A 25,106-nucleotide genomic window follows, 5' to 3' on the forward strand; every position below is an offset into this window, starting at 1 on the left:
GCGCTAATGCCACGCGCAGCGGGAGACTTGTCAACCGCCAGCCCGGCGCGCGATGAAACGCTCGCATAATCGCGCACGGAAACTGCCCCGATGGTCCCCCGCTACAGCCGCCCGGAAATGGTTACCATTTGGTCATCTGAATCACGCTTCCGCATCTGGTTCGAGATTGAGGCTCTTGCCGCGGAAGCCATGGCCGATCTTGGCAGCATTCCAGCCGAGGCCGCCGCGGCCATACGGAAGGGTGGCGCCGCCAAGGTCGCCGCGATTTCGGCCGCGGATCTGGAGCGGATCGATGCGATCGAGCGGGAGACGCGGCATGACGTCATCGCCTTCCTGACCTGGCTCGGCGAAGGCATCGGGCCGGAGGCGCGGTTCCTGCACCAGGGCATGACCAGCAGCGACGTGCTGGACACCTGCCTGTCTGTTCAGCTGACCCGCGCCGCGGACCTTCTCATCGCCGATGTCGATGCCCTTCTGGATGCGCTTCGCACGCGAGCAGAGGAACATCGGAATACCCCCACAATTGGCCGTTCGCACGGCATCCATGCCGAGCCCACTACCTTCGGGCTGAAGCTACTCGGGCACCACGCGGAGTTCCAGCGCCACCGCGCGCGATTGGTCGCGGCACGCGCCGAGGTGGCGACCTGTGCAATCAGCGGCCCTGTCGGCACCTTCGCCAGCGTGGATCCGCGGGTCGAGGCGCATGTCGCGGCGAAACTCGGCCTGACCATCGAGCCAGTCTCAACCCAGGTGATCCCGCGCGACCGCCACGCCGCCTTCTTCTGCGCTCTGGCCGTGGTGGCGAGCGGCGTGGAGCGGCTCGCGACCGAGGTCCGCCACCTGCAGCGCAGCGAGGTGCGCGAGGCCGAGGAGTTCTTCCATGCCGGCCAGAAGGGCAGCAGCGCCATGCCTCACAAGCGGAACCCGGTGCTGTCCGAGAACCTGACCGGCTTGGCGCGCCTGGTGCGAGGCTATGCGATGCCGGCGCTGGAGAATGTCGCCCTTTGGCATGAGCGCGATATCAGCCATTCCAGCGTCGAGCGTGTCATCGGACCGGATGCGACCATCACGCTCGATTTCGCTCTGATGCGCCTGACTGGCATGATGGCGAAGCTGACCATCTACCCAGTCCGCATGGCGGAAAACCTCGCGAGCCTGGGCGGCGTGGTGCATTCCCAGAAAGTCCTCCTGGCCCTGACCCAGGCCGGGCTGAGCCGGGAGGGTGCCTATTCCGCCGTGCAGCGCGCGGCGATGGCGACCTGGCAGGCGCTCGGCCAGCCAGGCGCCAAGGACTTCCGGACCAACCTGCTGGCCGACCCGGAGGTCGCCGGCTGCATGACGGCCGAGAGGCTCGACGCCGCGATGGATCCGGCGCGGGACTTCGTGCATGTGGATGCGACCTTCCGCCGGGTGCTCGGGACCGTCTGACCAGGCGCTCGCGCATCCGTCATGGCCTGGCATGGGTATCTGCCAAGCTCTTGCCACAGCGCGTGCCTAGATGATTCGGGTGAACAGGAGATCCGCTATGATGAACATCCTGGCGAAGATTCTTCCGGCCTTGGCCGGGGGCCTGCTGTTAGCGAGCGTCGGGGGCGTGGCACCGGCTGCCGCGCAGGATGCGGCGCTGCTGGTCGACTGGAAGCCGCGTGGCGGCCACTACTACGGCCCCCCGCCGCGCTATCGCGGCCCCCCGCCGCCCCGCTACTATCGTGGCCCACCGCCGCATTATTACCGCGGACCGCCGCCGCGAGCCTACTACCCGCCGCCGCCGGTCTACTTCGCGCCGCCTCCGCCGCCGCGCTACTACCGCCCAGCGCCGCCCCCCGGTGTTGGACTGTATTTCCGGTTCTAGTTTGCCTGGCTCGTGTGCACCGTCATCCTGCTGCGACGTCCGGGGCACTCGTGGCCATTGGTCCTCGCGGCCAATCGGGACGAACGGCTGGATCGCGCCTGGGATGCCCCGGCCACACATTGGCCGGACTATCCTGGGGTGGTCGGTGGCCGGGATCGAATGGCGGGTGGAACCTGGATGGCCGCGGGCCGCGGCGGCATCGTCGCGGCGATCCTGAACCGGCCAGGCAGCCTTGGGCCCGCGGCAGGAAAGGCGTCGCGTGGCGCCCTGCCGCTGATGGCAGCCAGCCAGCGATCGGCTCGTGAAGCGGCGGAGCGGCTGGTTGACCTGGACGCCGGATGCTTTCGACCCTTCAATCTGGTCGTCGCCGACCGCGACGAGGCCTTTTTCCTGCGCGCACTCGGTGAAGGGCGGCCCGATGCAACCGGTCTGCCCGAGGGCGTCAGCATGGTCACGGCCCACGACGCGAACGACCTCAGCAGCCCCCGCATCCAACGCCACCTGCCCCGCTTCCAGGCCGCCGCGCCGCCAGACCCAGCGCAGCGAGATTGGGCCGCCTGGGAAGCGCTGCTGGCGGATGACAGCCTGGGACCCGCTGGCGTCGCCGATGCACTCCGCGTCCCGGCGGTGAAGGGTTTTGGCACGATCTGCGCCAGCCTCTTCGCGCTCGGGGCGAGCGGTGCGGTGCGCTGGCGCTTCTGCCCAACGCCGGCGGGAATGGCCGCCTTCAGGGACATTTCCCTGCCGGGCGGCTGAAGCCGCCATGATGCAACCCGGACCTGTCGCCGTGGCGTGGCGGTGCCGGCTGTGCCCTGCTATAGCACCGAAAGATACCGGGCCGCCGCGGCCTGTCGTCCCGCGCGCCCACTTCCGGGGACCGCGGCTGTCGAGGAGTCTTTGTACCATGGCGCGCCGCCGTCAGCTCTACGAGGGCAAGGCCAAGATCCTGTTCGAGGGGCCCGAGCCAGGCACGCTCGTCCAGTATTTCAAGGACGACGCCACCGCCGGCAACGGATCCAAGAAGGGCACCATCACCGGCAAGGGCGTGCTCAACAATCGCATCAGCGAATACCTGATGATGAAGCTGGCCGAGATCGGCATCCCGACCCATTTCATTCGCCGCCTGAACATGCGGGAACAGCTGATCCGCGAAGTCGAGATCATTCCGCTCGAAATCGTCATCCGCAACGTCGCGGCCGGCAGCCTGGCCACGCGCCTTGGCATCCAGGAAGGCACGCGCCTGCCACGGTCGATCCTGGAGTACTACTACAAGAACGACGCACTCGGTGACCCGATGGTCTCCGAGGAGCACATCACCTGCTTCGGTTGGGCCGCGACCCAGGACCTCGACGACATGGTGGCCCTGGCGCTGCGGGTGAACGACTTCCTGACCGGCTTGTTCCTTGGCGTCGGCATTACCCTGGTCGACTTCAAGCTGGAGTTCGGCCGGCTGTACGAGAACGACGAGATGCGCATCGTCCTGGCCGATGAGATCAGCCCGGATAATTGCCGGCTCTGGGACGTGAAGACCGGCGAGAAGATGGACAAGGACCGCTTCCGCCGCGACCTGGGGAAGGTCGAGGAAGGCTATCAGGAAGTCGCCAAGCGCCTCGGCATCCTGCCGGAGGCCGGCGTGCGCGACATGAAGGGTCCGGAGACCGTTCAATGAAGGCACGCGTCACCATCATGCCGAAGACCGGTGTGCTCGATCCCCAGGGCAAGGCGATCGGCCATGCCCTGGCCTCCTTGGGCTTCACCGGCATGGGCGAGGTCCGGGCCGGGAAGGTTATCGAGTTCGAACTGGCGGAATCCGACCCGGCAAAGGCTCAGGCGGTGGCCGAGGATATGGCCCGGCGCCTGCTGGCCAACACTGTGATTGAATCCTTCCGCGTCGAGATCGCCTGAACCACGATGGTCAAGGCATCCCTGCTGCTGATGCTGGCGCTGACCGTGTTGATCGCCTTCGGACTGCGCTGGCGCGATCAGCGGATGCCGCAGGTAGCCGCGGCTAAGCGTAGCCGGCTCGGACTGGTCGCGCGCGGCAAGAAGGGCCTGGACCGCTGGGTCAATGCGGCGGCCATCGCCGCGCTGGTGACGCTGCTGCTGATGGGCGGGCTGCACTGGTTGAACGTCTGGCAGAGGTGAAGCTGGCTTCATGAACGCCGTCATCATCGTCTTCCCCGGCACCAACCGCGAGCGCGACATGGCGATCGCGCTGGAGCGTGCGACAGGCCGCAAGCCCACCATGGTGTTCCACCTGGCGGATGGCCTGCCGCCCGGGACCGATCTCGTGGTGCTGCCGGGCGGCTTCAGCCATGGCGACTACCTGCGCTGCGGCGCGATGGCGGCGCAATCGCCCATCATGCGCGCGGTCCGCAGCTTCGCGGCCTCCGGCGGGCATGTGCTGGGCGTCTGCAACGGCTTCCAGATCCTGACAGAGGCCGGCCTGCTGCCCGGCGCGCTGCTGCGCAACGCCACGCTGCGGTTCCTGTCGATGGACTGCCACATGCGGGTGGAACGCGCCGATACGCCCTTCACCGCGCATTGGCAGCGCGGCGCCGTGTTCCGCGCGCCGATGGCGCATGGCGACGGCAACTACTTCTGCGATGATGAGACCCTGGCGCGGCTGAAGGGCGAAGGCCTGGTCGCCTTCCGCTATGCGACCGCCGAAGGCGCCGTCACGGCCGAGGCCAACCGCAACGGGGCGCGCGACAACATCGCGGGCATCCTCTCGTCCAACCTGCGCGTCTGCGGGCTGATGCCGCACCCCGAGGATCTGGTCGATCCGCTGATGGGCAGCGAGGACGGACTGCCGCTGTTCACAAGCCTCGTCGCGTCACTCGTCGCGGCCTGAACACCCGAACTTCGGGCAGCGAGCGCTCCGCGCGGCGCAGGATTTGCGCCGTGTGCGGGGAGGCGGTTTCGGCACGCCGCCTCGCCGCCAGTGCACGCACCCAATCCGGCTGGTCCTTGGCGGCATCGTTCAGCCAGTTGCCGACCGACACCTGCACATAGAATGGCGGAAACCTCGCGCAGCGCCTCCAGCAGCGGCGCCGCTCGCCAGGGCTCGGCCCGGAGGATGCCGATATGCGCGCACCATACGCCGCGCGGCCGCGTCGCCTTGCTGGCAAAGCGTCGCAGCCGCTCATCCGACGCGCGGCACCATGGCAGCAACTCGGCGATGGCCGCATCGGGTGCCGCGACGATGGGCCTGCGCAGCGCCATCCAGGCCAGCGGCCGCATCGCCTCCAGGCGCGCCCCGAAATCCAGGCCAGGCAGCGCGCCGATCATGTAGCAGGCCCAGCCGCGCGCGGGGTCCGAGTCGTGGCGTGCAAGCTGCGGCACCGCCTCTGAGCTCAGCCGATCAAGCAGGATGGCACCGGCCAGCGCCATGCGTCGCACCAAGCCTTCGCCGGCCGCGGCCTGCAGCGTTCGAACGGCGTCGGCGCCCGCCAGCGGCACGGCGACTGACAAAAGTCGCGCAAAGTCCACGCTCAGCGCCTCCGCCAGCGTGCGGCTCTCCCGGGTCCCGGCTTCGAGCTCTGCCAGAACGTCCAACTGCGGGCCCCCCGTGCGTTCCGCTCTCCCCATCCGCATGTCTCTCCTGCCTGGTGGCTCTTGCGAGGCACGAAAAAATGCTACCCATCGCCGCGACAGGCCCCCGGAGCCCCCGACGCAATGCAGCTTTTGCCCGCCGACCGCGCCGCCCAACTTGCCGCCGAGTTCGGCCTGAAACCGGATGAGCATGCCCGCATGCTGTCCATCCTCGGGCGGTCTCCTTCGCTGACCGAGCTGGGCATCTTCTCCGTCATGTGGAGCGAGCACTGCTCCTATAAATCGTCTCGCATCTGGCTAAAGACGCTGCCGACCAAGGCACCCTGGGTCATCCACGGGCCGGGCGAGAATGCCGGAGTCATCGCCATAGGCGACGGGCTGGCCGCGATCTTTAAGATGGAGAGCCACAACCACCCGAGCTTCATCGAGCCTTACCAGGGTGCGGCCACCGGAGTCGGCGGCATCCTGCGGGATGTCTTCACCATGGGGGCGCGACCAATCGCGAACCTCAACGCGCTGCGCTTCGGCGATCCCTCGGCGCCGCGGATGAAGCGGGTGATCGATGGCGTGGTGCGCGGCATCGGCGGCTACGGCAATTGCGTTGGCGTGCCGACGGTAGGTGGCGAGGTGAATTTCCACCCGGCCTACAACGGCAATCCCCTGGTCAACGCCATGACCGTCGGCATCGCGCCGCTTGACCGCATCTTCCTGTCCGCCGCGGCGGGCATCGGCAATCCGGTCGTCTATGTCGGCAGCAAGACCGGCCGCGACGGCATCCATGGCGCCACCATGGCATCGGCCGAGTTTTCCGCCGACTCTGAGGAGAAGCGGCCCACCGTGCAGATTGGCGATCCCTTCACCGAGAAGCTGCTTATCGAGGCGTGCCTGGAACTGATGGCGACAGACGCGATCGTCGCCATCCAGGACATGGGCGCCGCCGGCCTGACCAGCAGCAGCGTCGAGATGGCCAGCAAGGGTGGCATTGGCATCGAGCTGGAGATGGACCGCGTCCCGCAACGCGAGGAGGGCATGACGGCCTACGAGATGATGCTGTCCGAATCCCAGGAACGCATGCTGATGATCCTGAAGCCCGGCGCAGAAGCCGCGGCCGAGGCGATCTTCCGCAAATGGGAATTGGACTTCGCCGTGATCGGCCACCTGACCGACACCGGCCGCATCGTCATCCGCCACCGCGGCACCATCGAGGCCGACATCCTGCTGGCGCCGCTGGAATCGGAGGCGCCGCTGTACCGGCGGCCGACCGTCGAGACGCCGAAGCATCCCGTGCTGGATGCCAGCACGCTCGCCGATCCGCTTGGCCCGCTTCCGGCCCTGGAAAAGCTGGTCGGCAGCCTCGACCTCTGCTCCCGCCGCTGGATCTGGGACCAGTATGACAGCACCGTCGGCGGACAGACCGTGCAGCGCCCGGGCGGCGCGGACGCGGCCGTGGTGAAGCTGGAGGGGCTAAGGCGGGCGCTGGCCATGACCACGGATTGCACGCCGCGCTACTGCCAGGCCGATCCCGAGGCTGGCGGTGCACAGGCCGTGGCCGAGGCCTGGCGCAACCTGACCGCCGTGGGCGCCCGCCCGCTCGCCATCACGGACAACATGAACTTCGGCAATCCGGAAAAGCCGGAGATCATGGGCCAATTTGCGGCCGCCGTGCGCGGCATGGGCGCCGCCTGCCTGGCGCTCGATTTTCCGGTCGTGAGTGGTAATGTCTCGCTCTACAACGAGACCCAGGGCCGCGGCATCCTGCCCACCCCAGCCATCGGCGGCGTAGGCGTGCTGGAGGATGCGGCGCAGGCCCTCGGGCTGGCGCTGACGCCGAGCCTCGACTTGGTGCTGGTGGGCGAGACCCGGGGCTGGCTTGGGCAATCCCTGTGGCTGCGCGAGATCCTGGGCCGGGAGGACGGCGCACCGCCACCCGTGGACCTGGCCGCGGAGCGCCGCAACGGCGACTTCGTGCGGGCGCAGATCCTGGCCGGCCAGGTGGCGGCGTGCCACGACCTTTCGGATGGAGGCCTTCTTGTGGCGGTGGCCGAGATGGCCATGGGTGGCGGCACCGGAGCCCAGCTGACCTCCCCGCCGGAGGGCCTCCCCGCGCAGGCCTGGTGGTTTGGCGAGGACCAGGCCCGCTATCTGCTGGCCGTCCCGGACGGCGCAGCACTGCTGCATGCCGCCGCCGCCGCCAAGGTTCCGTCCATGCTGCTGGGCCGCAGCGGTGGCGGGGACTTGGTTCTGGCCGATGGTTCCTCCATATCCGTGGCAAGGCTGGTGGTCGCCCATGAGGCGACGCTTCCGGCACTGATGCAGGGGGAAGCTGGCTGATGGCGATGGATGCGGCGGAAATCACGGCCCTGATCAAGGCCGCCCTGCCCGATGCCCAGGTGACGATCGAGGATCTGGCCGGTGACGGCGACCATTATGCCGCGACGGTCGTGTCCTCGGCCTTCAAGGGCATCAGCCGGGTGAAGCAGCACCAGATCGTCTATGCCGCTCTGCAGGGCCGAATGGGCGGGGCGCTGCACGCCCTTGCGCTGCAGACCTCCGCCCCCGACTGATGAACCTTACCGACCAGGGACCCAACGCCATGAGCAACCCCGTCTTCGACCGCATCCAGTCCGACATCGGCGCCAACCCGGTGGTGCTGTACATGAAGGGTACGCCTGTCTTCCCGCAGTGCGGCTTCTCGGCCCGCGTCGTGCAGATCCTTTCGCATGTCGGCGTGCCCTTCAAGGGCGTGAACATCCTGGAGGACCAGGAGCTCCGCGAGGGGATCAAGGCCTATGCGAACTGGCCGACCATCCCGCAGCTCTATGTGAAGGGCGAGTTTGTAGGCGGCTGCGACATCGTCACCGAGATGTTTCAGTCCGGCGAATTGCAGACGCTGCTGGAGGAAAACGGCGTGGTGCCGAAGGCAACCGCCTGACGCCTCCGGCCCCTTTGGCCTGACCGTTCTGGCCCGAAAAGCAAAGCGCCGGCCCCTCGCGGGACCGGCGCTTTCTGCTGTCCGGACTGACCCGATCAGCGCGAGTAGAATTCGACGACCAGGTTCGGTTCCATCTGGACCGGATACGGCACATCGCTCAGTTTCGGCGCGCGAAGGATGCGGCCGCGCATCGCGCGGTGGTCGATCTCGATGTATTCCGGGATGTCACGCTCGCCGGACTGCGCCGCGTCGAGTACGCAGGTCAGCTGCTTCGACTTGTCCTTCACCTCGATCACGTCCGTGTCCTTGACAAGGTAGGACGGGATGTTGAGGCGGCGGCCGTTGATCAGCACATGGCCATGGTTGACGAACTGGCGCGCGGCGAAGGGCGTCACGGCCAGCTTCATGCGGTAGATGATAGTGTCGAGGCGCCGCTCCAGGATCTCGATCAGGTTCTCCGAGGTGTCGCCCTTCCGGCGCACGGCTTCCTCGTAGTACTTGCGGAACTGCTTCTCGCCGATGTTGCCGTAGTAGCCCTTCAGCTTCTGCTTAGCCATCAGCTGCACGCCGAAGTCGGTCGGCTTCTGCTTGCGGCGCTGGCCATGCTGGCCGGGGCCGTATTCGCGCTTGGCGATCGGCGACTTGGCGCGGCCCCAGAGGTTGACGCCGAGGCGGCGGTTGATCTTGTACTTGCTTTCTGCGCGCTTGGTCATGCGCTTCTCCTGCCCGGCACCCGTAGGGGTTGCCGGTTCTTGCTTGTGCCGGCACCCTTATGGGCATCGCGACGGGTTGTCCCGGTAGGCCCAAGGCCAGCATGGCCAAGGGCGGGCGCAGGCCCCGAAGGCCTGTCCACGTTCCCGGAAGTGCGGCGCCTATAGGGCTGGCCAGGCTGCCTTGTCAAACCACCCGACCCTCCCCTACTCCGCCCCCATGGTTACACGCGAAGAGATCCTGATCCTGGGGCTGACGGCCGGCGTCGTCGGCAGCCTCGTCGGCGGCCTGATGCTGGGCGTGGGCCTTGGCCTCGCCATCGGCGGGCAGCACCTTGGTTGGCTGCTGGTGCTGCCGGCGGCGCCGGTGGCCGGCATGCTTGGCTACGTGCTGGCGCGCCGACTGGCGCGGAAGCTCACTCCGCGCTGATGCCCGCGGAGGCGATCAGCCCGGCCTTGTACGCGAGGTCCTGCCGCAGGAAGGCGGAGGTCGCCTCGGGCGTCGCCGCGTGAATAGTGTATCCGGAGGGTTCGAGATGCCGGTCCCGCACCACCGGTTCCGCCATGGCGGCCGCGATGTCCCGCTGGATGCGGCCGAGCAGCGCTGGCGGCGTGCCGGCCGGCGCAAAGGCTCCGAACCAGGTCCGCGGATCGATGTACCCGAAGCCTGCCTCCTCCAGCGTCGGCACCTCCGGCAGCGCTTCGAACCGCGCCGGCCTGCCCACCGCGAGGGCGCGAAGCGTGCCGGCCCGGATATGCGTGGCGCCGGAGGCGATGCCCGCCAGCGTCATCTGCACCTCCCCGGCCAGCGTCGCCAGCACGGCGGGGGTGAGGCCGCGATAGGGCACATGCACCATCTCGATCCGCTCCCGCGCCATCAGTGCGGCGAAGCTGAGGTGCGGCTGGCTGGCATTGCCATAGGAGCCGAAGTTGAACCGCCCGGGCGCGGCCCGCGCCGCCTCCACCAGTTCCGCCATGGTCCGGGCGCCGATGGAGGGATGCACCAGGACCATCTGGTGCACGTCGACCAGCAGGCTGACCGGCGCCAGGTCCTTCATCGGGTCGTGCGGCAGGTTGCGGATCAGATGCGGGTTCGAGGTGATGGAATTATCCGCCGTGATCAGCAGTGTATGGCCATCCGGCGTTGCCTTGCAGACGATGTCCGTGCCCGGCACCGTCGATCCACCTGGGCGGTTGTCCACCACCACCGGCTGGCGCCAAACGACCTGCAACCTGTCCGCCAGTGCCCGCGCCAGCGCATCCAACCCGCCGCCCGGCGGAAAGGGTACGACGATGCGGACCTGACGGCTTGGAAACTCCGCGGACTGCGCACGGGCAAGCGCGGGCAGTGCCAGGGAGACAAGGATGGTGCGGCGAAGCAGGCGCATGCTCAGGCCCCCAGGAAATGCTTGCGGAAATGGTCCTGCGTCCAGGCCGGCGCTTCAAGCTCCGGCAGATGCCCGACTTCGGCGGGCGTGACGAAAACGCCGCCCGGGATCGCCAAGGCGATCGCCCTGCCGACCTCCGGCGGGTTGACGGTGTCGTCGAGGCCGGTAATCGCCAGGGTCGGCGCCAGGACATGCGGCGCGAAATCCTCGGTCACGTCGACCCGGTCCGTGCAGCGCGCCGCCTGCATCAGCCCCCGGGGATTGGTGGCGGCGACGACGCCCTGGACCAGATCCCGAACCACGGCGCCCGCCATCGGGGAAACCAACTTGGCGGATCGGGTGCGAGCCAGCGCCACGCCGCCCTGCGCGACGCTGTCCTGCCGCATGGCCAGCATCGCCGCCCTCCCCTCCGGCCCCTTCCAGCGCTGCCCGCGGGAAGTGCCGATCAGCGCCAGGCGCGCGACGCGGCCGGGGTGGCGCACCGCCAGGCAGACCCCGATCATGGAGCCGAAGGACGACCCCGCCACGCAGACCGGATCTCGGACGCCCAGCGCATCGAGCAACGCCACCGCCACATCGGCATAGGCTTCGGCACTGGGCGCCTCGGCCGCGAAATAGTCGGACATCAGGTAGCCCGGTGCATTCCACGCAATTATCCGCGCATGCGCCGCAAGACCTGCGAGGGTGAAGCGCCAGCCCATGCTGTTCGCGCCGATGCCGTGCAGGCAGAGAATCGTGGCAGACCCCGCGCCCGTCTGCATGTAGGACAGGCGCGGTCCTTCCAGGCCGAGCGCACCGGCATCGACCTCGCAGAACCGCAGGTCCGGCAGGGGCGGGACCGGCGTGCCGTCGGGGTGCATCATGCGCCTTCCTCCTCATGCCAGGGCGGTAGCGGGTCCTCCGCCGGGAAGCGGCCGCGCTGCATGCGGCCTCGGGACAGCTCCGTCACCACGCCATGCAGCGTGCGCAATTCCTGCTCCGTCACCTCCCCGCGCTCGAACCAGTGGCGCAGGTTGCGCACCATGCCCGGGCGTTTCGGCGGGTTGTGCAGGAAGCCGGCGGCATCAAGTTCCGCCACCAGGCGCTCCAGGAATCGCTCCAGGTCGCCCTTTGTCGCGACCGGCGTACCGTTGGTCAGGAACTGCCGCGGCGGCGTGGCCTCCGCCGCCATCCACCACTCATAGGCCAGGATCATCACGGCCTGCGCCAGGTTGAGCGAGGCGTGCTGCGGGTTCAGCGGGTAGCGGACGAGGGTGTCGCAGTAGGACAGATCCTCCGCCTCCAGCCCCGCCCGCTCCGGCCCGAACAGCACCGCGGCGCGCATCCCGCGCCCGTTGATCTCCCGCAGGTCCGTCGCGGCGGCTCGCGCATCGCGCAACTGCACGATGGCATGGCGCGGCCTGGGGCAGGTTCCGAAGACCCGGTGGCAGTCGGCGACGGCGGAGGGCACGTCCGGGAACACCTGTGCCGCATCCAGGATGGCATCGGCCCCGGATGCAGCAGGATAGGCATGCGGCTGTGGCCAGCCGTCGCGCGGCGCCACCAACCGCAGGTGGAACAGGCCGCCATTCGCCATCGCACGCGCCGTGGTGCCGATGTTCATCGCCATCTGTGGCCGAACCAGCACCACGATCGGGCTCTCGCCCGCCGCAGGGGTCAGCGCCGCGCCACCTTCCCCGCGCCCCCCCGTCATGGTCGGGAGGTAACGCTGCGGGCGAGGAAGGCGCGCAGGCGGGCGATCTCGGCCTCCTGCGCCTGGATGATCTCCTCCGCCAGCTTGCGCATCTCTGGATCGGTGCCGTGGCGCAGTTGGATGCGCGCCATTTCGATGGCGCCCTGGTGGTGCGGGATCATGCCGGCAGCGAAGTCACGGTCGGCATTGCCGGATAAGGCTATGCCCATGTCGCGGTGCATCCGCTCGCTCGCTGCCCGGAACTCCCGCGTGCTGGGGGGTTCGGCTGCGGCGCGTTGCGGGGTTGGCGCCGCGTGATGCTGGTGATGCCCCTGCTGTGCGAAAGCCGGCGCGGCAAGGGCCAGGGAGAGTGCCGTTGCGATGCTGAGGCGCGACATGCCGTATCCTCCGGAAGATGAACCGGCCGGAGACATGGAACCTTCACCCGGGGGCAAGGCAATAGGCTCAGGCACGACGCCAGGTGGTGCCCTGCGGTCCATCCTCCAGCAGGATGCCCTGCGCCGCGAGGGTCTGGCGGATGCGGTCCGCCTCCGCCCAATCCTTCGCCTTGCGGGCGGCAAGCCGGGCCGCGATCGCGGCCTCGATCGCCGCTGCGTCTCCGGTCTCGCCCCGGAACCAAGCCTCCGGTGCCTGGCCCAGAAGGCCCAGCAGGGACGCGCAGGCCAGGATGCGCCCCTTGAGGTGCGGCAGACCCGCAGTCTCGCCCCGCGCAAGCGCATCGTTCACGGCGGAGACCAGGTGATGCAGCGTCGCGAGCGCCAGCGGCGTGTTCAGGTCATCCGCTAGCGCCTGCTCGAAGGGTGGCGATTCGACGGGATGCGGCGTGTCGTCTCCCTCGGCCTCCACATCCTCCAGCTTCGAGAGCGCGCGGTAAAACCGGTCGAGCTCACGTCGCGCCTCCTCCAGCCCTGGCTGGCCGTAGTCCAGCTCGCCGCGGTAATGCGTGCGCAGCAGCAACAGACGGAAAGCCTCGCCGGCCCAGGGGCCGTGCGCCAGGATGTCCTGCACCGTCAGGAAGTTGCCGGCCGACTTCGACATTTTCTCGCCGCCCACCAGCAGCATCCCGTTGTGCAACCAGACCCGCGCGAAGTGGCTGCCCGGAAAGGCGCATAACGATTGAGCAACCTCGTTTTCGTGGTGCGGGAACATCAGGTCCGCGCCACCGCCGTGGATGTCAAAATCCGGCCCGAGGTGCTTCGCGGACATGGCGGAGCATTCGATGTGCCAGCCGGGGCGCCCGCGGCCCCAGGGGCTGTCCCATCCAGGCTGATCCGGTGCCGAGGGCTTCCACAGCACGAAGTCGCCCGCCCCACGCTTGTAGGGTGCAACCTCGACCCGCGCCCCGGCCAGCAGTTCGTCCGGTGAACGGCCTGATAGCGCGCCGTAGGCCAGGAAGCTGTCCACCGCGAACAGCACATGCCCCTCGGCCGCATAGGCGTGGCCATTCTCGATGAGCCGCCCGATCATCGTGATCATTTCCGGGATCGTCCCGGTCGCGGTCGGCTCCACATCCGGCGGCAGCACGCCAAGCGCCGACATGTCCCGATGGAAATCGGACGTCGTCCGCGTCGTGAGGACCTCGATCGGTTCGCCGCTTTCGCGCGCCCGGTCGATGATCTTGTCCTCGATATCCGTGATGTTCCGCGCATAGGTTACCTGCGGAAACACCTTGCGCAGCAGGCGCACCAGCACATCGAAGACCACGTTTGGGCGCGCGTTGCCGAGATGCGCCAGATCGTACACCGTCGGGCCGCAGACATAGATGCGGACATGCTGGTCGTCGATCGGCACGAACCGTTCCTTGCGGCGGGTCGCGCTGTTGTGGAAGTGGAGGTCCATGCGGGTCAGCCTGCCGCAGCCTGGCGCAGGCGACGCAACGCCCGGTCCCGGCCGATCAAGGGAAGGAAGGTTTTAAGGTCCGGGCCATGGCTCTCGCCGGTCAAGGCCAGGCGGAGCGGCAGGAACAGCGCACGCCCCTTGCGGCCGCTGGCGGCGGCCAGCGCCGCGGTCCAGGCCGGCCAGGTCGCCTCGTCCCAGGGCTCCGGCGGCAGCGTTTCCGCAGCCTGGCGCAGCAATTCGGCGTCGGCCGCGTCGGCCTGCGGCAGGATGTCACCCGCCACGACTTCCCACCAGTCGCGTGCCTCGCGGAGCAAGTCGAGGTTGCCGCGCACCGTCAGCCAGAACGTCTCATCGGCCTGATCGGGCAGGCGGTCCCGCACCGCCTCGAACGGGAGTGTGTGCAGCCAGCGCCGGTTCAGGCCGAGAAGCTGCTTGGTGTCGAACCGCGCCGAGGATTTGGAGACGCGTCCCAGATCGAAGCCGGCGACAAGATCCGCCGGCATCGCCGGGACCGGATCGGCGGAGGTGCCGAGCGCGGCCAGGTAGCCCACCAGCGCCGCCGGCTCCACGCCGTCCCGCCGCAACTGGCGCAACCCAACACTGCCGGTCCGCTTGGACAACGGCCCGCCATCGGCATCGGTCAGCAGCGGCAGGTGGGCAAAGCGCAGCTGGTCCGGATTGCCGCCGAGCGCCTTGAAGATGTCGACCTGGATGCCGGTGTTGGTCACATGGTCCTCGCCCCGCACCACGTCGGTGATCCCGGTCTCCAGGTCGTCGACGACGGAGGTAAAGGTGTACAGGAAGCTGCCATCGGCCCGGATCAGCACCGGGTCCGACAGGCTGGGCAGCTTCACGCTGCGGCGTCCCAGCACGCCGTCCTGCCATTCGACATGGCCGGCGGAGAGCTTGAACCGCCAATGCGGCGACTTGCCGTTTGCCTCCGCACGGGAAAGCTGGTCCGGCGTCATCCGCAGGGCCGCACGATCATATAGCGGCGGCTTGCCCTGGCGGATGCGCTGTTCCCGCTTGAAGGCAAGTTCCTCCTCGGTCTCCAGGCAGGGATACAGATGGCCGGAGGCCTTCAGCCTGGCGGCGGCGGCGGCGTACAGCTCCAGCCGGTCCGACTGCCGGATGAGTTCGTCCCAGTCGAGGCCGAGCCAGCGCAAATCCTCCTCGATCGCCTGGGCGAACTCGGTGCGGGAGCGTGCGGTGTCGGTGTCGTCGAGGCGCAGCAGGAAGCGGCCGCCCCGGTGCCGGGCGAGGCACCAGTTGGCGATGGCGATACGGGCATTGCCGACATGCAGCAGACCCGTGGGCGAGGGGGCGAAGCGGAGTTTCATCAGGCGGGCACAGGAACGGCAAATGGCGACACAAGGCAAGGCATCGCGAACGATTAGGCGACTGGAGGGCGATGAAGGCGCCTTCCGCGCCTACTCTTCCTCCTCCGCCTCCTCATCATCGGCATCCCGGCGGGGATCGATGATGCGCCAGTTGCGCTCCTCCCGATCCGTGGCGCGCCGAGCGGCGAAATCGGCGAGTTCGGTGGCGCTGCACCAGGCGTCGTCGCCCGCGCCGACCACCTCGGCGTCCTCACCGAACATGCCCCAGGCTTCCATCACCGCCTTGGCGTCCATGCCGGATGCCCGGCAGATATCGACCGAATCCCGCACGTAGCGGCGGGCGAAGGCGTTCGCATGGGCGATGGTGCCGAAGCCGCGTACGACCTCGACGGGCTCGGACCCGTTGGCGCCGGACATGTCCATGATCCGGACCTCGAGGCCCTCCACCTGACCCAAGACCTGCTTCGCGAAAATCGGATCCTCGTCCTGCTCGTTGCCGTCGCTCATGTGACCAGCCCGGAGAAGCCGTTGGTCAAGGGATAGCGGCGGTCCCGGCCAAAGGCGCGTGGCGTGATCTTGACGCCCGGCGGGGCCTGGCGGCGCTTGTATTCGGCACGGTCCAGCATGCGCCAGATACGCAGCACTGTGGCGCGGTCATGGCCTGCCGCCACCAGCGAATCCACATCCATCTCCCTCTCCACCAGCCCCTCCAGGATCGCGTCCAGCACCTCATAGGGAGGCAGCGTATCCTGATCGGTCTGGTCCGGCTTGAGTTCCGCGGAGGGCGGCTTGGTGATGACACGGTCCGGCATCACCAGCCCGGCCGGCCCCAGCGCGCCCTTCGGCAGATTCTCATTGCGCCAGCGGGACAGGGCGAAGACCGTCATCTTCCAAACGTCCTTCAGCACCGAATATCCGCCGCACATGTCGCCATAGAGCGTGGCGTAGCCGGTGCTCATCTCGCTCTTGTTGCCTGTGGTCAGCAGCATGTCCCCGAACTTGTTAGACAGCGCCATCAGCGTCACGCCGCGCAGGCGGGATTGCAGGTTCTCCTCGGTCGTATCGGGCGGGCGGTTTCCGAAGGCCGGCGCCAGCATTCCGGCCATGGCGTCCATGGCTGGGCCGATAGCGATGGTCTCATACCGGATGCCCAGCAGGCGGGCGCAGGCTTCGGCATCGTCCAGGCTGTCACGGGAGGTATAGGGCGAAGGCATCATCACCGCCCGCACCCGATCCGGCCCCAGCGCATCCGCCGCCACCGCCGCCGACAATGCGCTGTCGATACCGCCCGATAACCCCAGGACCACGCCAGGAAAGCGGTTCTTGTCCACGTAGTCGCGCAGGCCAAGCATCATGGCGCGGTAGATCTGCTCCAGCGCCGAAGGCTCCGCTGGCACAGGACCAGGCGCGCAGGTCCAGCCGGCGGCGCCGCGCGACCAGTCGGTGATCGCTACCTGCTCCTCGAACATCGGCATTTGCAGCGCCAGGCTGCGGTCGGCGTTCAGGACGAAGGACGCACCATCAAACACCAGCTCATCCTGGCCACAGATCTGGTTCAGGAACACGAAGGGCAGCCCCGTCTCCACCACTCGCGCCACCGCCAACTGCACCCGCGTATCCTGCTTCGCGGCCTCGAAGGGGGATCCGTTGATGCTGATCAGCATCTCCGCACCGCTTTCCAGCAGCGTCTCGCTGACCGAGGGAAACCACCAGTCCTCGCAGATCATCAGGCCAAGGCGCACGCCGCGGAAGGCGACCGGCCCCGGCGCAGGGCCGGCGATGAAGACGCGCTTGTCGTCGAACACGCCGTAGTTGGGCAATTCGTGCTTGGCGCGGCGGGCCAGGATCCGCCCACCCTCCAGCACGTACAGCGCGTTGTGCAGCCGGTCGCCGTCCAGCCAGGGGCCGCCCACTACCAAGCCCGGCCCGCCATCCGCGGTGTCCGCCGCCAGCGCCTCGATCCGCTGCATGCAGGCGGCGATGAAGGCGGGCTTCAGGACCAGATCCTCCGGCGGATAGCCGGCAATCGAGAATTCGGGCGTCACCAGCAGGTCCGCGCCGGCCGCCGCGGCCTCGGCGCGGGCGTGGCGGATGCGGTCCGCATTCGCGTCGAGCGCGCCCTCATGCGGGTTGATCTGGGCAAGCGCGATGCGGAGACGGTCTGTCATGATGCGCGGAACCTAGGGACCGCCCCTGGCAGGGTCAACGCGCCCGCGCACCGAAGCGGAACACGGACAGCATCATCCCCGCCGAAACCAGCGCCACGCCGGCCAGCCCAGCGAGGCCGAGCGGTTCGCCGAGCAGCGGCCAGGCGGCCAGCGCCGCCATGCCGGGGACCAGCGCCGTAATGGTCGTGGTCGCCGGCGCGCCGATGGCGGTGACGGCACGGGTAAACAGGAAGCCCGCCAGAATCGTCGCGATGACCCCCTGGTAAATCAACTGGTAGAGCAGGGCGCCGGGCGCCACCGCGCCGATGCTCGACGGCAGCAGGAACCACCAGACCGGCAGGTAGATGGGCGCCGACCACAAGGCGACGGACAGGGTGGCCTCCACCGCACTGATGCCCCAGAGCCGGATGAGCAGCGTGTAGATCGCCCACGAACAGGACCCGGCCAGGAACAGCAGGTCGCCCCGCCAGGCGCCTGGATACGCACCGAAGGTGTCGCTCGCCAGCAGCACCATCCCGGCCGCCACCACGGCGAGGGACAGGATCCGTGCGCGGGTCCAGCTTTCGCCGAGGAACGCTACGCCGAGTGCCGCGGTCAGGAAGGGCAGCGTTCCTGGCAGCATCACGCCGCCATGGGAGGCCGGCGCGAAGCCGAAGCCGTGATAGGCGAATAGCGGAAAGCCAAACGCCGCGGTCGCGAGGACCGCCAGAAGACGCAGCGGCGGCAGCCTTGGCAAGCCGAAGACGCCGACCAGCGGAAGCGCGACCAGGAAGGCGCCGGCGTACCGCAGTGCCGCCACGTCCCACGCGGTCATGGCCTGTCCGGACGACAGGCGCGAGGACAGCAGGAAGCCGGACCAGGCGAACAGGACGGCGATGGCACAGGCATAGCCGATCCGCCGTTCTCGCGACCAAGCGATGCCGCGTGCCGGCGCCGTGTCTGGGGAAGGCGCTTCGCCGGCCATGCGTTCCAGTCTAGACCTCACCGCCTGACCTGCCCACCCGACGCCTGGGGAAATGCCATGACAGTGCCCGCCCCGTTCCGGACCGGTGACCTGTTGCCCGCGACACAGCTCCTCGATGCTGCGGGCGAGGCCTTCGATCTGCATCAGCAGAGCCTCGCAGGCCGGTTTCGCCTCGTCCTTCTCGGCCCATCGCCGGACACCTGGCGGCTGCAGGCTGCGGAGACACGCGCAAAGGCGCAGGATGCACGAATCTTCATCGTGTCGCAGGGTTCACCGGAGGGAGGTGATCGGGTCGGGGGCGCGGTTCATCTGTTCGACCCGAAAGGCAAGCTGTTCCTGGGTCTCGGACTTCCAGACGGCGGCGCCGCCGTCATTTCCCCGCGTGGCCAGCTGCACTTCTCGCAGGCCGGTTCATCGGCTTTGGAAGCGGCTCTTGATGCTTTGCCGCCGCCTGCCTCCAGGGCCGCCGTGCATCACACGCTCGCGCCGGTACTCCTGGTTCCCAACGTCCTGGAGCCACCACTCGTTGCGGCGCTCCTGGCGCACTGGCAGGCCGGGGAGAAGTCGCAGGATCGTGTGGCCTCCGCGAAGGCAGGCGCAGGTGCCGGCCCCGGCATCAAGCGACGCACCGATGTGTTCCTGGACGACCGCGCCCTATACGCCGAGTTTCAGCGCCGGCTGGAGCGCCGCGTCCTGCCGGAGATGTGGCGGGCCTTCCGCTTCCGTGCCGCCAGCTTCGAGGCACCTCGCATTGGCTGCTACGCCGCCGACGTCGCCGGCGCCTTCGGTGCCCACCGCGACAACCGCACGCCCTTCACGGCGCATCGGCGCTTCGCCATGAGCCTGAACCTGAACACCGGCGACTACCGTGGCGGCACCTTGCGGTTTCCCGAATTCGGCCCGGATGTATACGAACCCGGCACCGGCGGATGCGCCGTGTTCTGCTGCGACCTGCTGCATGAGGCGCTGCCGGTTGTCGAAGGCCGGCGCTTCGCCATCTTCACTTTTTTCACTGATGCGGAAGGCGCGCAGCAGGAACGCAAGCTTATGGCCGAAGCCGCGGCGCGCGGACAGTCCGGAGTTTCGATGCGCTGAGCCTTTGCGCTTACCCTTGCCCGCGCCGCCGGGACCCGTTGCGCAGCAGGAATTCGCGTCCGACCTTCACGCGGGGCACGCCGTCATAGGCGACGATGTCGGCCGTCGCGTAGGTTTCGCTCCAGGCCTCCGGGATGAAGGAGCCGGTGCCCACGACGTCGATGGGTGCCTTGGCCTCCGCCACCACCCGACACTTGCCGACACCGAAGCCGGAGGAGGCGACGATGCGAACCTTTGGAAAGCCGGCCTCGTCCAGCGCCTCCCGAATGCGCCAGATCGCGGCAGCCGAGACGCCGGTACCGACTAGGTGCCGAAGTTCCGTCTCGCTGCGGTAGCGCCGGACTGCCTGCGGAGAGTGGCGTTCAAGAACGGCGTAGGATTCGCCGGGGTCCAGCCCCTCCAGGAAGCGGCCGCCATGGGTGTCGAGCCGCACCGCCATCCGGCCCGCCGCCGCCAATTCCGGGAACCGCTTGCAGACCGCCAAGCTGTCCGTGACCTCACGCCCGAAGTAATCGACCAGCACAGTCAGATCCTCGGCCGGGAAGGTCGCGTGGAACATTTCCGCCGCGCGAACCGTGGATCCGGCATAGCCGATCAGGGCATGCGGCATGGTGCCGCGTCCGCGCGCAGCTCCAAACCAGTGCGCGGTGGCGTCGTTGGCGTTGCCGATAAAGCCCTTTGCGCCTTCGCGCTGGGCTGCTGCGCTGCCGATGGCGGCGGCATAGGCCATCATTTCCTGCATCTCGGCCCCGGCGCAGTGCCGGGCCTCCATCGCCAGGAACGGCACCGTCGGCAGTTCCAGGCACATCTGGTAGGCATTGTGCGCGGCAACGCAGGCCGGGCCGAGCTTCTGCAGCAGGATGGTCTCGAGGTCAGCCAATTGCGCGAACGAACCAGACAAGTAGAAGATCGGGTCGCCGGCCCCGACCCAGTCGCCTTCGCGGTGCATCAACTCCACGTCGAAGCTGGTGCCGCGGCGCGCCGCCACGGCATCGAGCCAGGTGGTTGCCAGGCCTGGGGCGGAAATAACCGGGCGCCGGAGAAACACCGCATAGGTGACGCGGCAGTCGCCGAACTGTTCGACGACCGCCCGGGTGCGGTTGAAGTAGCTGTCGGTCCAGGCGGCGATGCCATCCACCTCCGGCGGCAAGGCGCGACCCGGGGTAGGCATGGCTTTCACTGGGCCGCTCTCGCCGGCAGCACCGCCGCGCCGGGGCGGCGCGCCTTCAGCTCCTCCGAGATCAGGAAGGCGAGCTCCAACGACTGTTCCGCGTTCAGGCGCGGGTCGCAGAAGGTCGCGTAGTTGCCGGCAAGATCGGCCTCCGTCATCCGATGCGCGCCGCCGATGCACTCCGTCACGTTCTGGCCGGTCATCTCGACATGCACACCACCCGGAATGGTCCCTGTGGCGGCGTGGCAGTCGAAGAAGCGGCGGATCTCGGACAGGATCGAGTCGAAGGTCCTGGTCTTGTAGTCCCCGGCTTTGACGGTGTTGCCGTGCATCGGGTCGCACAGCCAGACCACGTTGCGGCCCGCACGCTTCACGGCGGACAGCAGGCCAGGCAGCTTGGCCTCGACCTTGTCCGCCCCCATGCGGGCGATCAGGGTCAGGCGGCCCTTCTCATTCGCCGGGTTCAGGATCTCGGTCAGGCGAACGAGTTCATCGGCCTCCATGGTCGGTCCGACCTTCATGCCGATCGGGTTGGCCACCCCGCGCAGGAATTCGACATGCGCGCCATCCGGCTGGCGCGTGCGGTCGCCAATCCACAGGAAGTGGGCCGAGCAGGCGAAGTGCCGGCCGGGGTGGGTGGAGGGCTGGCGGGTCAGCGCCTCCTCGAACGGCAGCAGCAGCGATTCGTGGGAGGTGTAGAACTCCGTCTCCCGCACCTGAGGCAGGTCGGACATGCCGCAGGCGCCCATGAAGCGCAGCGTCTCGTCGATCCGGTGCGCCAGCCCTTCATAGCGGTCGGCAAGTGGGCTTCGGGCGGCGAAGTCCAGGTTCCAGCGATGCACCTCCCGCAGGTCGGCGTAGCCACCGGTGGCGAAGGCGCGCAGCAGGTTCAGGGTTGACGCCGCCTGCAGATAGGCGAACTCCATGCGTGCTGGGTCCGGCACACGCGCCTCGGCCGTGAAATCGGGGCCATTGACGATGTCGCCGCGGTAGGAGGGCAGCGTCACACCCCCGATCGTCTCGCTGTCGCTGCTGCGTGGCTTGGCGAACTGCCCGGCCATCCGACCGAGTTTCACCACCGGCAACGCCGCCCCGAAGGTCAGCACGACCGCCATCTGCAGCAGCACCCGGAAGGTGTCGCGGATGGTATTGGCATGGAAATCGGCGAAGCTCTCCGCGCAGTCGCCTCCCTGGAGGACGAAGGCATCGCCATCACCTGCACGCGCCAGCTGGGCCTTCAGCCGATCAGCCTCACCTGCAAAAACCAGGGGCGGAAATCGCCGGACCTTATCCTCGGTGGCCCGAAGCCGGGCCTGGTCGGGATAGTCCGGCACCTGCCGGATGGGCATCGCCCGCCAGCTATCCGGGGTCCACACGCGCGCGATCATCTTGGTTCCTGCTCCACTCCTGACGCCAAGCTTAGCGCCAGCGGCGGCTCAGGGAAACTCCATGCGGCTTTGGCCTATTCTGCGGCCGCCTGGGCCGGCGGCAGCACACCGGCCTCGCGCGCCCGGGTCCGCAACGTCACGAACTCCTCCGCCGCGGTCGGATGGATGCCGATGGTGCGGTCGAAATCTGCCTTTGTCGCGCCCATGCCCACCGCAATGCCAATGCCCTGCATGATTTCCGCCGCATCCTCGCCCAGCATGTGGGCGCCGAGAACCCGGTCCGTCTTCTGGCAGACGATCAGCTTCATCAGCGTGCGCCGGCCCTTCCGGCCGCTGATGCTGTGGCGCATAGGGGTGAAGCGGGTGACGTAGACATCCACCGGCCCGCGCGCGGCCGCCTCCTCCTCCGACAGGCCTACCGTCCCGATGGGTGGGTTGGTGAAGACGGCGGTGGCGACATTGTCGTAGGAGGCGCGGCGCGGCTTGTTGCCGAACAGCGTATCGGCGAGCGCATGGCCCGTGGCCGTTGCCATCGGCGTCAGGTTCACGCGGTCGATCACATCACCCAGGGCGTATATATGCGGCTGGCTGCTGCGATGCTCCTCATCCACCACGATGGCGCCTTCCGCCGTGGTGGTGACACCTGCCTTGTCCAGGCCGAGGCCGTGGGTATTGGGCAGGCGGCCGGTACAGAAGAATACAGCATCGGCTTCGCGCATGAAGTTGTTGGACATGTTGACCATCAGATGGCCGTCCACCCGGGCGATCCGGGTTGGGGAGACATCCGGGTTCAGGTTGATGCCCTGGGTGGTCAGCGCCTCGACAACCTCGGCCCGCACATCGGCGTCGAAGCCCCGCAGCGGCAGGGCGGCCCGGTACATCACATCCACCTCTGCGCCCAGGCCATGCAGTATGCAGGCGAATTCGAGTGCAATGTAGCCACCGCCGATGATCACGACCCGCCTCGGCAATGCGGGCAGCGTGAACAGGTCGTCCGAGATCAGGCCGAGTTCCGCGCCGGGAATGTCCAACCTCTGCGCCGTGCCACCCGTGGCGATCAGGATCCGCTCGGCGGTGATGCGCTGGTCGCCCACCTGAAGCGTGTGGTCGTCCACGAAGGTCGCGCGAGCGTCGAAGGTGGTGACGCCATTGCCCTTCAACAGCCTGCCGTAGATGCCCGAGAGCCGTTCGATCTCGGCGTTGCGGCGTGTCGCCAGGCGTGCCCAGTCATGGCCCTTGATCTCGACGTCCCAGCCGAAGGCGGCGGCGTCTTCCGCCCACTGGCCGTATTCCGTGGCATTCACCATGATCTTCTTCGGCACGCAGCCGACATTGACGCAGGTGCCGCCCCAGAATCGCTCCTCCGCCACCGCGACGCGCGCACCGTGGCCGGCCGAGATGCGCGCGCAGCGCACGCCGGCAGAGCCGCCGCCGATGACAAAAAGGTCGAAGTCGTAGGCCATGGATGTCAGCTTCCGATGCCGCCGAGGGCGAGGTACTTGATCTCGAGGTAGTCCTCGATCCCGTATTTGGAACCTTCCCGGCCAAGCCCGCTCTGCTTGACGCCGCCGAAGGGTGCGACCTCGGTCGAGATGAGGCCCTCGTTGATCCCGATGATGCCAGCCTCGATCGCCTCCGCCACGCGGAAGATGCGACCAATGTCACGGGCATAGAAATAGGCGGCCAGGCCGAACTCGCTGTCGTTGGCGAGCCTGATGGCTTCCTCCTCCGTCCGGAAGCGGAACAGCGGCGCGACGGGGCCGAAGGTCTCCTCGCGGAACACCTGGGCCCCATGCGGCACGTCCGTCAGGATCGTCGGCTCGAAGAAATTGCCGCCGCGGGCATGCCGCTTGCCACCCGTCAGGATGCTGGCACCCTTGGCAGTGGCGTCGGCAATGTGCTCCTCCACCTTTTTGACGGCGTCTGCGTTGATGAGCGGGCCTTGGGTGACACCCGCCTCCATCCCGTCGCCCACCTTCAGCGCCTCCACGGCCACCTTCAGCTTCTGCGCGAAGGCCTCAAACACGCCGTCCTGAACCAGGATGCGATTGGCGCAGACGCAGGTCTGCCCGGTGTTGCGGTACTTGGAGGCCATGGCCCCCTGCACCGCAGCATCCAGGTCCGCGTCGTCGAAGACGATGAAGGGCGCGTTGCCACCCAACTCCATGGAGGTCTTCTTGATCGTCGGCGCGCATTGCGCCAGCAGAGTCCGACCCACTTCCGTCGAACCGGTAAAGGTCAGCTTGCGGACCAGCGGGTTGGAGGTCAGCTCACCGCCCGTCTCCCGGGATGGCCCGGTGATGACGTTGCAGACGCCCGGCGGCATGCCGGCGCGTTCCGCCAGCACCGCCAGTGCAAGGGCCGAAAAGGGCGTCTGAGAGGCTGGCCGAATGACGCCCGTGCAGCCCGCGGCCCAGCCTGGCCCGGCCTTGCGCGTGATCATGGCCGCCGGAAAATTCCAGGGCGTGATCGCCGCGAAGACGCCGATCGGCTCCTTCATCACCAGGATGCGGCGGCCATTGGCGTTCTGCGGGATCGTATCGCCGTAGATGCGCTTGGCTTCCTCAGCGAACCACTCGATGAAGGACGCCGCATAGGCAATCTCGCCCTTGGACTCCGCCAGGGGCTTGCCCTGCTCGGCCGTCATGATCGCAGCCAGGTCATCCGTATTGGCCAGCATCAGGTCGTTCAGCCGGCGCAGGATCGCGGCGCGGTCCTTCGCCAGCATCGCCCGCCAGCCTGCGAAGGCCGCCTGCGCTGCCTCGACGGCGCGCCGGGTCTCGGCGACGCCCATCGCCGGAACTTCACCTATCACTTCGCCGGTCGACGGATTACGGACCGAAATGGTCGTGCCGGCATCCGCCTGGACCCATTTCCCACCAATGCAATTCGCCTGGCGGAACAGGTCGGGGTCCTTCAGCGGCAGCTTGGCCATGGCATCCAGCATGTCGGCTTTCCTTCCCTCGGGTCGGGGAAAGATAGAGTGCCGCACCGCCGATGTCAGGCCTGCC

The 25,106-nt window shown here is 68.1% G+C and carries 26 protein-coding genes; 12 read left to right on the plus strand and 14 right to left on the minus strand.

Annotated features, from left to right (window positions below; translation table 11 throughout):
* Positions 1–90 precede the first annotated feature (90 nt).
* From purB to grxD, 10 genes are all read left to right on the plus strand, one after another.
* On the plus strand, positions 91–1,428 hold the full coding sequence (gene purB / locus ACLF3G_RS10090) for an adenylosuccinate lyase (protein WP_430669227.1): 1,338 nt from the start codon (positions 91–93) through the stop codon (positions 1,426–1,428).
* 97 nt (positions 1,429–1,525) lie between these two features.
* Positions 1,526–1,852 (plus strand): hypothetical protein, encoded by a 327-nt coding sequence (locus ACLF3G_RS10095; protein ID WP_430669228.1) that lies wholly within the window; start codon positions 1,526–1,528, stop codon positions 1,850–1,852.
* Between the two features lie 12 nt (positions 1,853–1,864).
* Positions 1,865–2,608 carry an NRDE family protein gene (locus ACLF3G_RS10100; protein WP_430669229.1) on the plus strand — a complete coding sequence of 248 codons (744 nt, stop codon included), beginning with the start codon at positions 1,865–1,867 and terminating at the stop codon, positions 2,606–2,608.
* 148 nt (positions 2,609–2,756) lie between these two features.
* On the plus strand, positions 2,757–3,521 hold the full coding sequence (gene purC / locus ACLF3G_RS10105; RefSeq protein ID WP_430669230.1) for a phosphoribosylaminoimidazolesuccinocarboxamide synthase: 765 nt from the start codon (positions 2,757–2,759) through the stop codon (positions 3,519–3,521).
* Positions 3,518–3,757: a phosphoribosylformylglycinamidine synthase subunit PurS gene (purS, locus tag ACLF3G_RS10110; protein ID WP_430669231.1), complete on the plus strand. Its 240-nt coding sequence runs from the start codon at positions 3,518–3,520 to the stop codon at positions 3,755–3,757. Before purC ends, purS begins: the two co-directional genes overlap by 4 nt.
* 6 nt (positions 3,758–3,763) lie before the next feature.
* Entirely contained in the window at positions 3,764–3,997 is a 234-nt protein-coding gene (locus tag ACLF3G_RS10115) for a hypothetical protein (protein WP_430669232.1), read from the plus strand.
* A 10-nt stretch (positions 3,998–4,007) separates the two neighbouring features.
* Positions 4,008–4,706 (plus strand): phosphoribosylformylglycinamidine synthase subunit PurQ, encoded by a 699-nt coding sequence (purQ, locus tag ACLF3G_RS10120; RefSeq protein ID WP_430669233.1) that lies wholly within the window; start codon positions 4,008–4,010, stop codon positions 4,704–4,706.
* 824 nt (positions 4,707–5,530) lie between these two features.
* The gene (gene purL, locus ACLF3G_RS10125) at positions 5,531–7,738 is read left to right on the plus strand and encodes a phosphoribosylformylglycinamidine synthase subunit PurL (RefSeq protein ID WP_430669234.1); all 2,208 of its coding nucleotides are present in this window, start codon (positions 5,531–5,533) and stop codon (positions 7,736–7,738) included.
* Positions 7,738–7,971 (plus strand): BolA family protein, encoded by a 234-nt coding sequence (locus ACLF3G_RS10130; RefSeq protein ID WP_430669235.1) that lies wholly within the window; start codon positions 7,738–7,740, stop codon positions 7,969–7,971. The genes purL and ACLF3G_RS10130 overlap by 1 nt, the downstream gene beginning before the upstream one ends.
* Before the next feature lie 29 nt (positions 7,972–8,000).
* The gene (gene grxD, locus ACLF3G_RS10135) at positions 8,001–8,339 is read left to right on the plus strand and encodes a Grx4 family monothiol glutaredoxin (RefSeq protein ID WP_430669236.1); all 339 of its coding nucleotides are present in this window, start codon (positions 8,001–8,003) and stop codon (positions 8,337–8,339) included.
* Between the two features lie 95 nt (positions 8,340–8,434).
* Here the strand turns inward: grxD and rpsD are convergent, their stop codons facing one another.
* Positions 8,435–9,052, minus strand: coding sequence for a 30S ribosomal protein S4 (gene rpsD, locus ACLF3G_RS10140; protein WP_430669237.1), 618 nt, complete (start codon positions 9,050–9,052; stop codon positions 8,435–8,437).
* 217 nt (positions 9,053–9,269) lie between these two features.
* Here rpsD and ACLF3G_RS10145 point away from each other — a divergent pair, with 217 nt between their 5' ends.
* Complete coding sequence (locus tag ACLF3G_RS10145) at positions 9,270–9,479, plus strand: hypothetical protein (RefSeq protein ID WP_430669238.1); 210 nt, start codon at positions 9,270–9,272, stop codon at positions 9,477–9,479.
* On the opposite strand, the gene ACLF3G_RS10150 is transcribed toward ACLF3G_RS10145, so the two are convergent.
* The 9 genes from ACLF3G_RS10150 to ACLF3G_RS10190 all read right to left on the minus strand — a co-directional run bounded on the left by ACLF3G_RS10150 (position 9,466) and on the right by ACLF3G_RS10190 (position 18,441).
* Positions 9,466–10,437, minus strand: a complete 972-nt coding sequence (locus ACLF3G_RS10150) for a Bug family tripartite tricarboxylate transporter substrate binding protein (RefSeq protein WP_430669239.1) — start codon at positions 10,435–10,437, stop codon at positions 9,466–9,468. The two genes, ACLF3G_RS10145 and ACLF3G_RS10150, sit on opposite strands and share 14 nt — an antisense overlap.
* A gap of 2 nt (positions 10,438–10,439) precedes the next feature.
* Complete coding sequence (locus ACLF3G_RS10155; RefSeq protein ID WP_430669240.1) at positions 10,440–11,300, minus strand: alpha/beta fold hydrolase; 861 nt, start codon at positions 11,298–11,300, stop codon at positions 10,440–10,442.
* On the minus strand, positions 11,297–12,130 hold the full coding sequence (locus ACLF3G_RS10160) for an RNA methyltransferase (protein WP_430669241.1): 834 nt from the start codon (positions 12,128–12,130) through the stop codon (positions 11,297–11,299). The genes ACLF3G_RS10155 and ACLF3G_RS10160 overlap by 4 nt, the downstream gene beginning before the upstream one ends.
* A complete protein-coding gene (gene copM / locus ACLF3G_RS10165) occupies positions 12,127–12,507 on the minus strand; it encodes a CopM family metallochaperone (RefSeq protein ID WP_430669242.1) in 381 nt (126 codons plus the stop codon). The genes ACLF3G_RS10160 and copM overlap by 4 nt, the downstream gene beginning before the upstream one ends.
* Positions 12,508–12,574: 67 nt before the next feature.
* Positions 12,575–13,969, minus strand: coding sequence for a cysteine--tRNA ligase (cysS, locus tag ACLF3G_RS10170; RefSeq protein WP_430669243.1), 1,395 nt, complete (start codon positions 13,967–13,969; stop codon positions 12,575–12,577).
* A 5-nt stretch (positions 13,970–13,974) separates the two neighbouring features.
* Entirely contained in the window at positions 13,975–15,309 is a 1,335-nt protein-coding gene (gene gltX, locus ACLF3G_RS10175; protein WP_430669244.1) for a glutamate--tRNA ligase, read from the minus strand.
* 90 nt (positions 15,310–15,399) lie between these two features.
* Positions 15,400–15,816: a hypothetical protein gene (locus ACLF3G_RS10180; RefSeq protein ID WP_430669245.1), complete on the minus strand. Its 417-nt coding sequence runs from the start codon at positions 15,814–15,816 to the stop codon at positions 15,400–15,402.
* The gene (locus tag ACLF3G_RS10185; protein ID WP_430669246.1) at positions 15,813–17,477 is read right to left on the minus strand and encodes an NAD+ synthase; all 1,665 of its coding nucleotides are present in this window, start codon (positions 17,475–17,477) and stop codon (positions 15,813–15,815) included. The genes ACLF3G_RS10180 and ACLF3G_RS10185 overlap by 4 nt, the downstream gene beginning before the upstream one ends.
* A 34-nt stretch (positions 17,478–17,511) precedes the next feature.
* Positions 17,512–18,441 (minus strand): DMT family transporter, encoded by a 930-nt coding sequence (locus ACLF3G_RS10190; protein ID WP_430669247.1) that lies wholly within the window; start codon positions 18,439–18,441, stop codon positions 17,512–17,514.
* A 63-nt stretch (positions 18,442–18,504) separates the two neighbouring features.
* Here ACLF3G_RS10190 and ACLF3G_RS10195 point away from each other — a divergent pair, with 63 nt between their 5' ends.
* Positions 18,505–19,536, plus strand: coding sequence for a 2OG-Fe(II) oxygenase (locus tag ACLF3G_RS10195; RefSeq protein WP_430669248.1), 1,032 nt, complete (start codon positions 18,505–18,507; stop codon positions 19,534–19,536).
* 10 nt (positions 19,537–19,546) lie between these two features.
* Here ACLF3G_RS10195 and ACLF3G_RS10200 read toward each other — a convergent pair whose 3' ends face one another.
* The 4 genes from ACLF3G_RS10200 to ACLF3G_RS10215 form a co-directional block, all read right to left on the minus strand.
* Positions 19,547–20,707, minus strand: a complete 1,161-nt coding sequence (locus ACLF3G_RS10200; protein WP_430669249.1) for a nicotinate phosphoribosyltransferase — start codon at positions 20,705–20,707, stop codon at positions 19,547–19,549.
* Between the two features lie 5 nt (positions 20,708–20,712).
* Positions 20,713–22,095, minus strand: a complete 1,383-nt coding sequence (locus ACLF3G_RS10205) for a class II 3-deoxy-7-phosphoheptulonate synthase (protein ID WP_430669250.1) — start codon at positions 22,093–22,095, stop codon at positions 20,713–20,715.
* 74 nt (positions 22,096–22,169) lie between these two features.
* Positions 22,170–23,558: a glutathione-disulfide reductase gene (gene gorA, locus ACLF3G_RS10210; RefSeq protein WP_430669251.1), complete on the minus strand. Its 1,389-nt coding sequence runs from the start codon at positions 23,556–23,558 to the stop codon at positions 22,170–22,172.
* A gap of 5 nt (positions 23,559–23,563) precedes the next feature.
* The gene (locus ACLF3G_RS10215) at positions 23,564–25,042 is read right to left on the minus strand and encodes an NAD-dependent succinate-semialdehyde dehydrogenase (RefSeq protein ID WP_430669252.1); all 1,479 of its coding nucleotides are present in this window, start codon (positions 25,040–25,042) and stop codon (positions 23,564–23,566) included.
* Between the last annotated feature and the right edge of the window lie 64 nt (positions 25,043–25,106).

The organism is Falsiroseomonas sp. HC035, assembly GCF_050563525.1.
Taxonomy (GTDB): Bacteria; Pseudomonadota; Alphaproteobacteria; order Acetobacterales; family Acetobacteraceae; genus Falsiroseomonas.

Excerpts from the sequence above, each read along its gene's own strand:
- purS (WP_430669231.1), top strand. The coding sequence starts at position 3,518 with ATGAAGGCACGCGTCACCATCATGCCGAAGACCGGTGTGCTCGATCCC.
- ACLF3G_RS10150 (WP_430669239.1), bottom strand. The coding sequence starts at position 10,437 with ATGCGCCTGCTTCGCCGCACCATCCTTGTCTCCCTGGCACTGCCCGCG.
- purB (WP_430669227.1), top strand. The coding sequence starts at position 91 with ATGGTCCCCCGCTACAGCCGCCCGGAAATGGTTACCATTTGGTCATCT.
- ACLF3G_RS10145 (WP_430669238.1), top strand. The coding sequence starts at position 9,270 with ATGGTTACACGCGAAGAGATCCTGATCCTGGGGCTGACGGCCGGCGTC.
- grxD (WP_430669236.1), top strand. The coding sequence starts at position 8,001 with ATGAGCAACCCCGTCTTCGACCGCATCCAGTCCGACATCGGCGCCAAC.
- ACLF3G_RS10190 (WP_430669247.1), bottom strand. The coding sequence starts at position 18,441 with ATGGCCGGCGAAGCGCCTTCCCCAGACACGGCGCCGGCACGCGGCATC.
- ACLF3G_RS10095 (WP_430669228.1), top strand. The coding sequence starts at position 1,526 with ATGATGAACATCCTGGCGAAGATTCTTCCGGCCTTGGCCGGGGGCCTG.
- rpsD (WP_430669237.1), bottom strand. The coding sequence starts at position 9,052 with ATGACCAAGCGCGCAGAAAGCAAGTACAAGATCAACCGCCGCCTCGGC.
- ACLF3G_RS10205 (WP_430669250.1), bottom strand. The coding sequence starts at position 22,095 with ATGATCGCGCGCGTGTGGACCCCGGATAGCTGGCGGGCGATGCCCATC.
- ACLF3G_RS10200 (WP_430669249.1), bottom strand. The coding sequence starts at position 20,707 with ATGCCTACCCCGGGTCGCGCCTTGCCGCCGGAGGTGGATGGCATCGCC.
- cysS (WP_430669243.1), bottom strand. The coding sequence starts at position 13,969 with ATGGACCTCCACTTCCACAACAGCGCGACCCGCCGCAAGGAACGGTTC.
- ACLF3G_RS10180 (WP_430669245.1), bottom strand. The coding sequence starts at position 15,816 with ATGAGCGACGGCAACGAGCAGGACGAGGATCCGATTTTCGCGAAGCAG.
- gltX (WP_430669244.1), bottom strand. The coding sequence starts at position 15,309 with ATGAAACTCCGCTTCGCCCCCTCGCCCACGGGTCTGCTGCATGTCGGC.
- purL (WP_430669234.1), top strand. The coding sequence starts at position 5,531 with ATGCAGCTTTTGCCCGCCGACCGCGCCGCCCAACTTGCCGCCGAGTTC.
- ACLF3G_RS10155 (WP_430669240.1), bottom strand. The coding sequence starts at position 11,300 with ATGATGCACCCCGACGGCACGCCGGTCCCGCCCCTGCCGGACCTGCGG.
- ACLF3G_RS10115 (WP_430669232.1), top strand. The coding sequence starts at position 3,764 with ATGGTCAAGGCATCCCTGCTGCTGATGCTGGCGCTGACCGTGTTGATC.
- copM (WP_430669242.1), bottom strand. The coding sequence starts at position 12,507 with ATGTCGCGCCTCAGCATCGCAACGGCACTCTCCCTGGCCCTTGCCGCG.
- gorA (WP_430669251.1), bottom strand. The coding sequence starts at position 23,558 with ATGGCCTACGACTTCGACCTTTTTGTCATCGGCGGCGGCTCTGCCGGC.
- ACLF3G_RS10185 (WP_430669246.1), bottom strand. The coding sequence starts at position 17,477 with ATGACAGACCGTCTCCGCATCGCGCTTGCCCAGATCAACCCGCATGAG.
- purC (WP_430669230.1), top strand. The coding sequence starts at position 2,757 with ATGGCGCGCCGCCGTCAGCTCTACGAGGGCAAGGCCAAGATCCTGTTC.
- ACLF3G_RS10215 (WP_430669252.1), bottom strand. The coding sequence starts at position 25,042 with ATGCTGGATGCCATGGCCAAGCTGCCGCTGAAGGACCCCGACCTGTTC.
- ACLF3G_RS10130 (WP_430669235.1), top strand. The coding sequence starts at position 7,738 with ATGGCGATGGATGCGGCGGAAATCACGGCCCTGATCAAGGCCGCCCTG.
- purQ (WP_430669233.1), top strand. The coding sequence starts at position 4,008 with ATGAACGCCGTCATCATCGTCTTCCCCGGCACCAACCGCGAGCGCGAC.
- ACLF3G_RS10160 (WP_430669241.1), bottom strand. The coding sequence starts at position 12,130 with ATGACGGGGGGGCGCGGGGAAGGTGGCGCGGCGCTGACCCCTGCGGCG.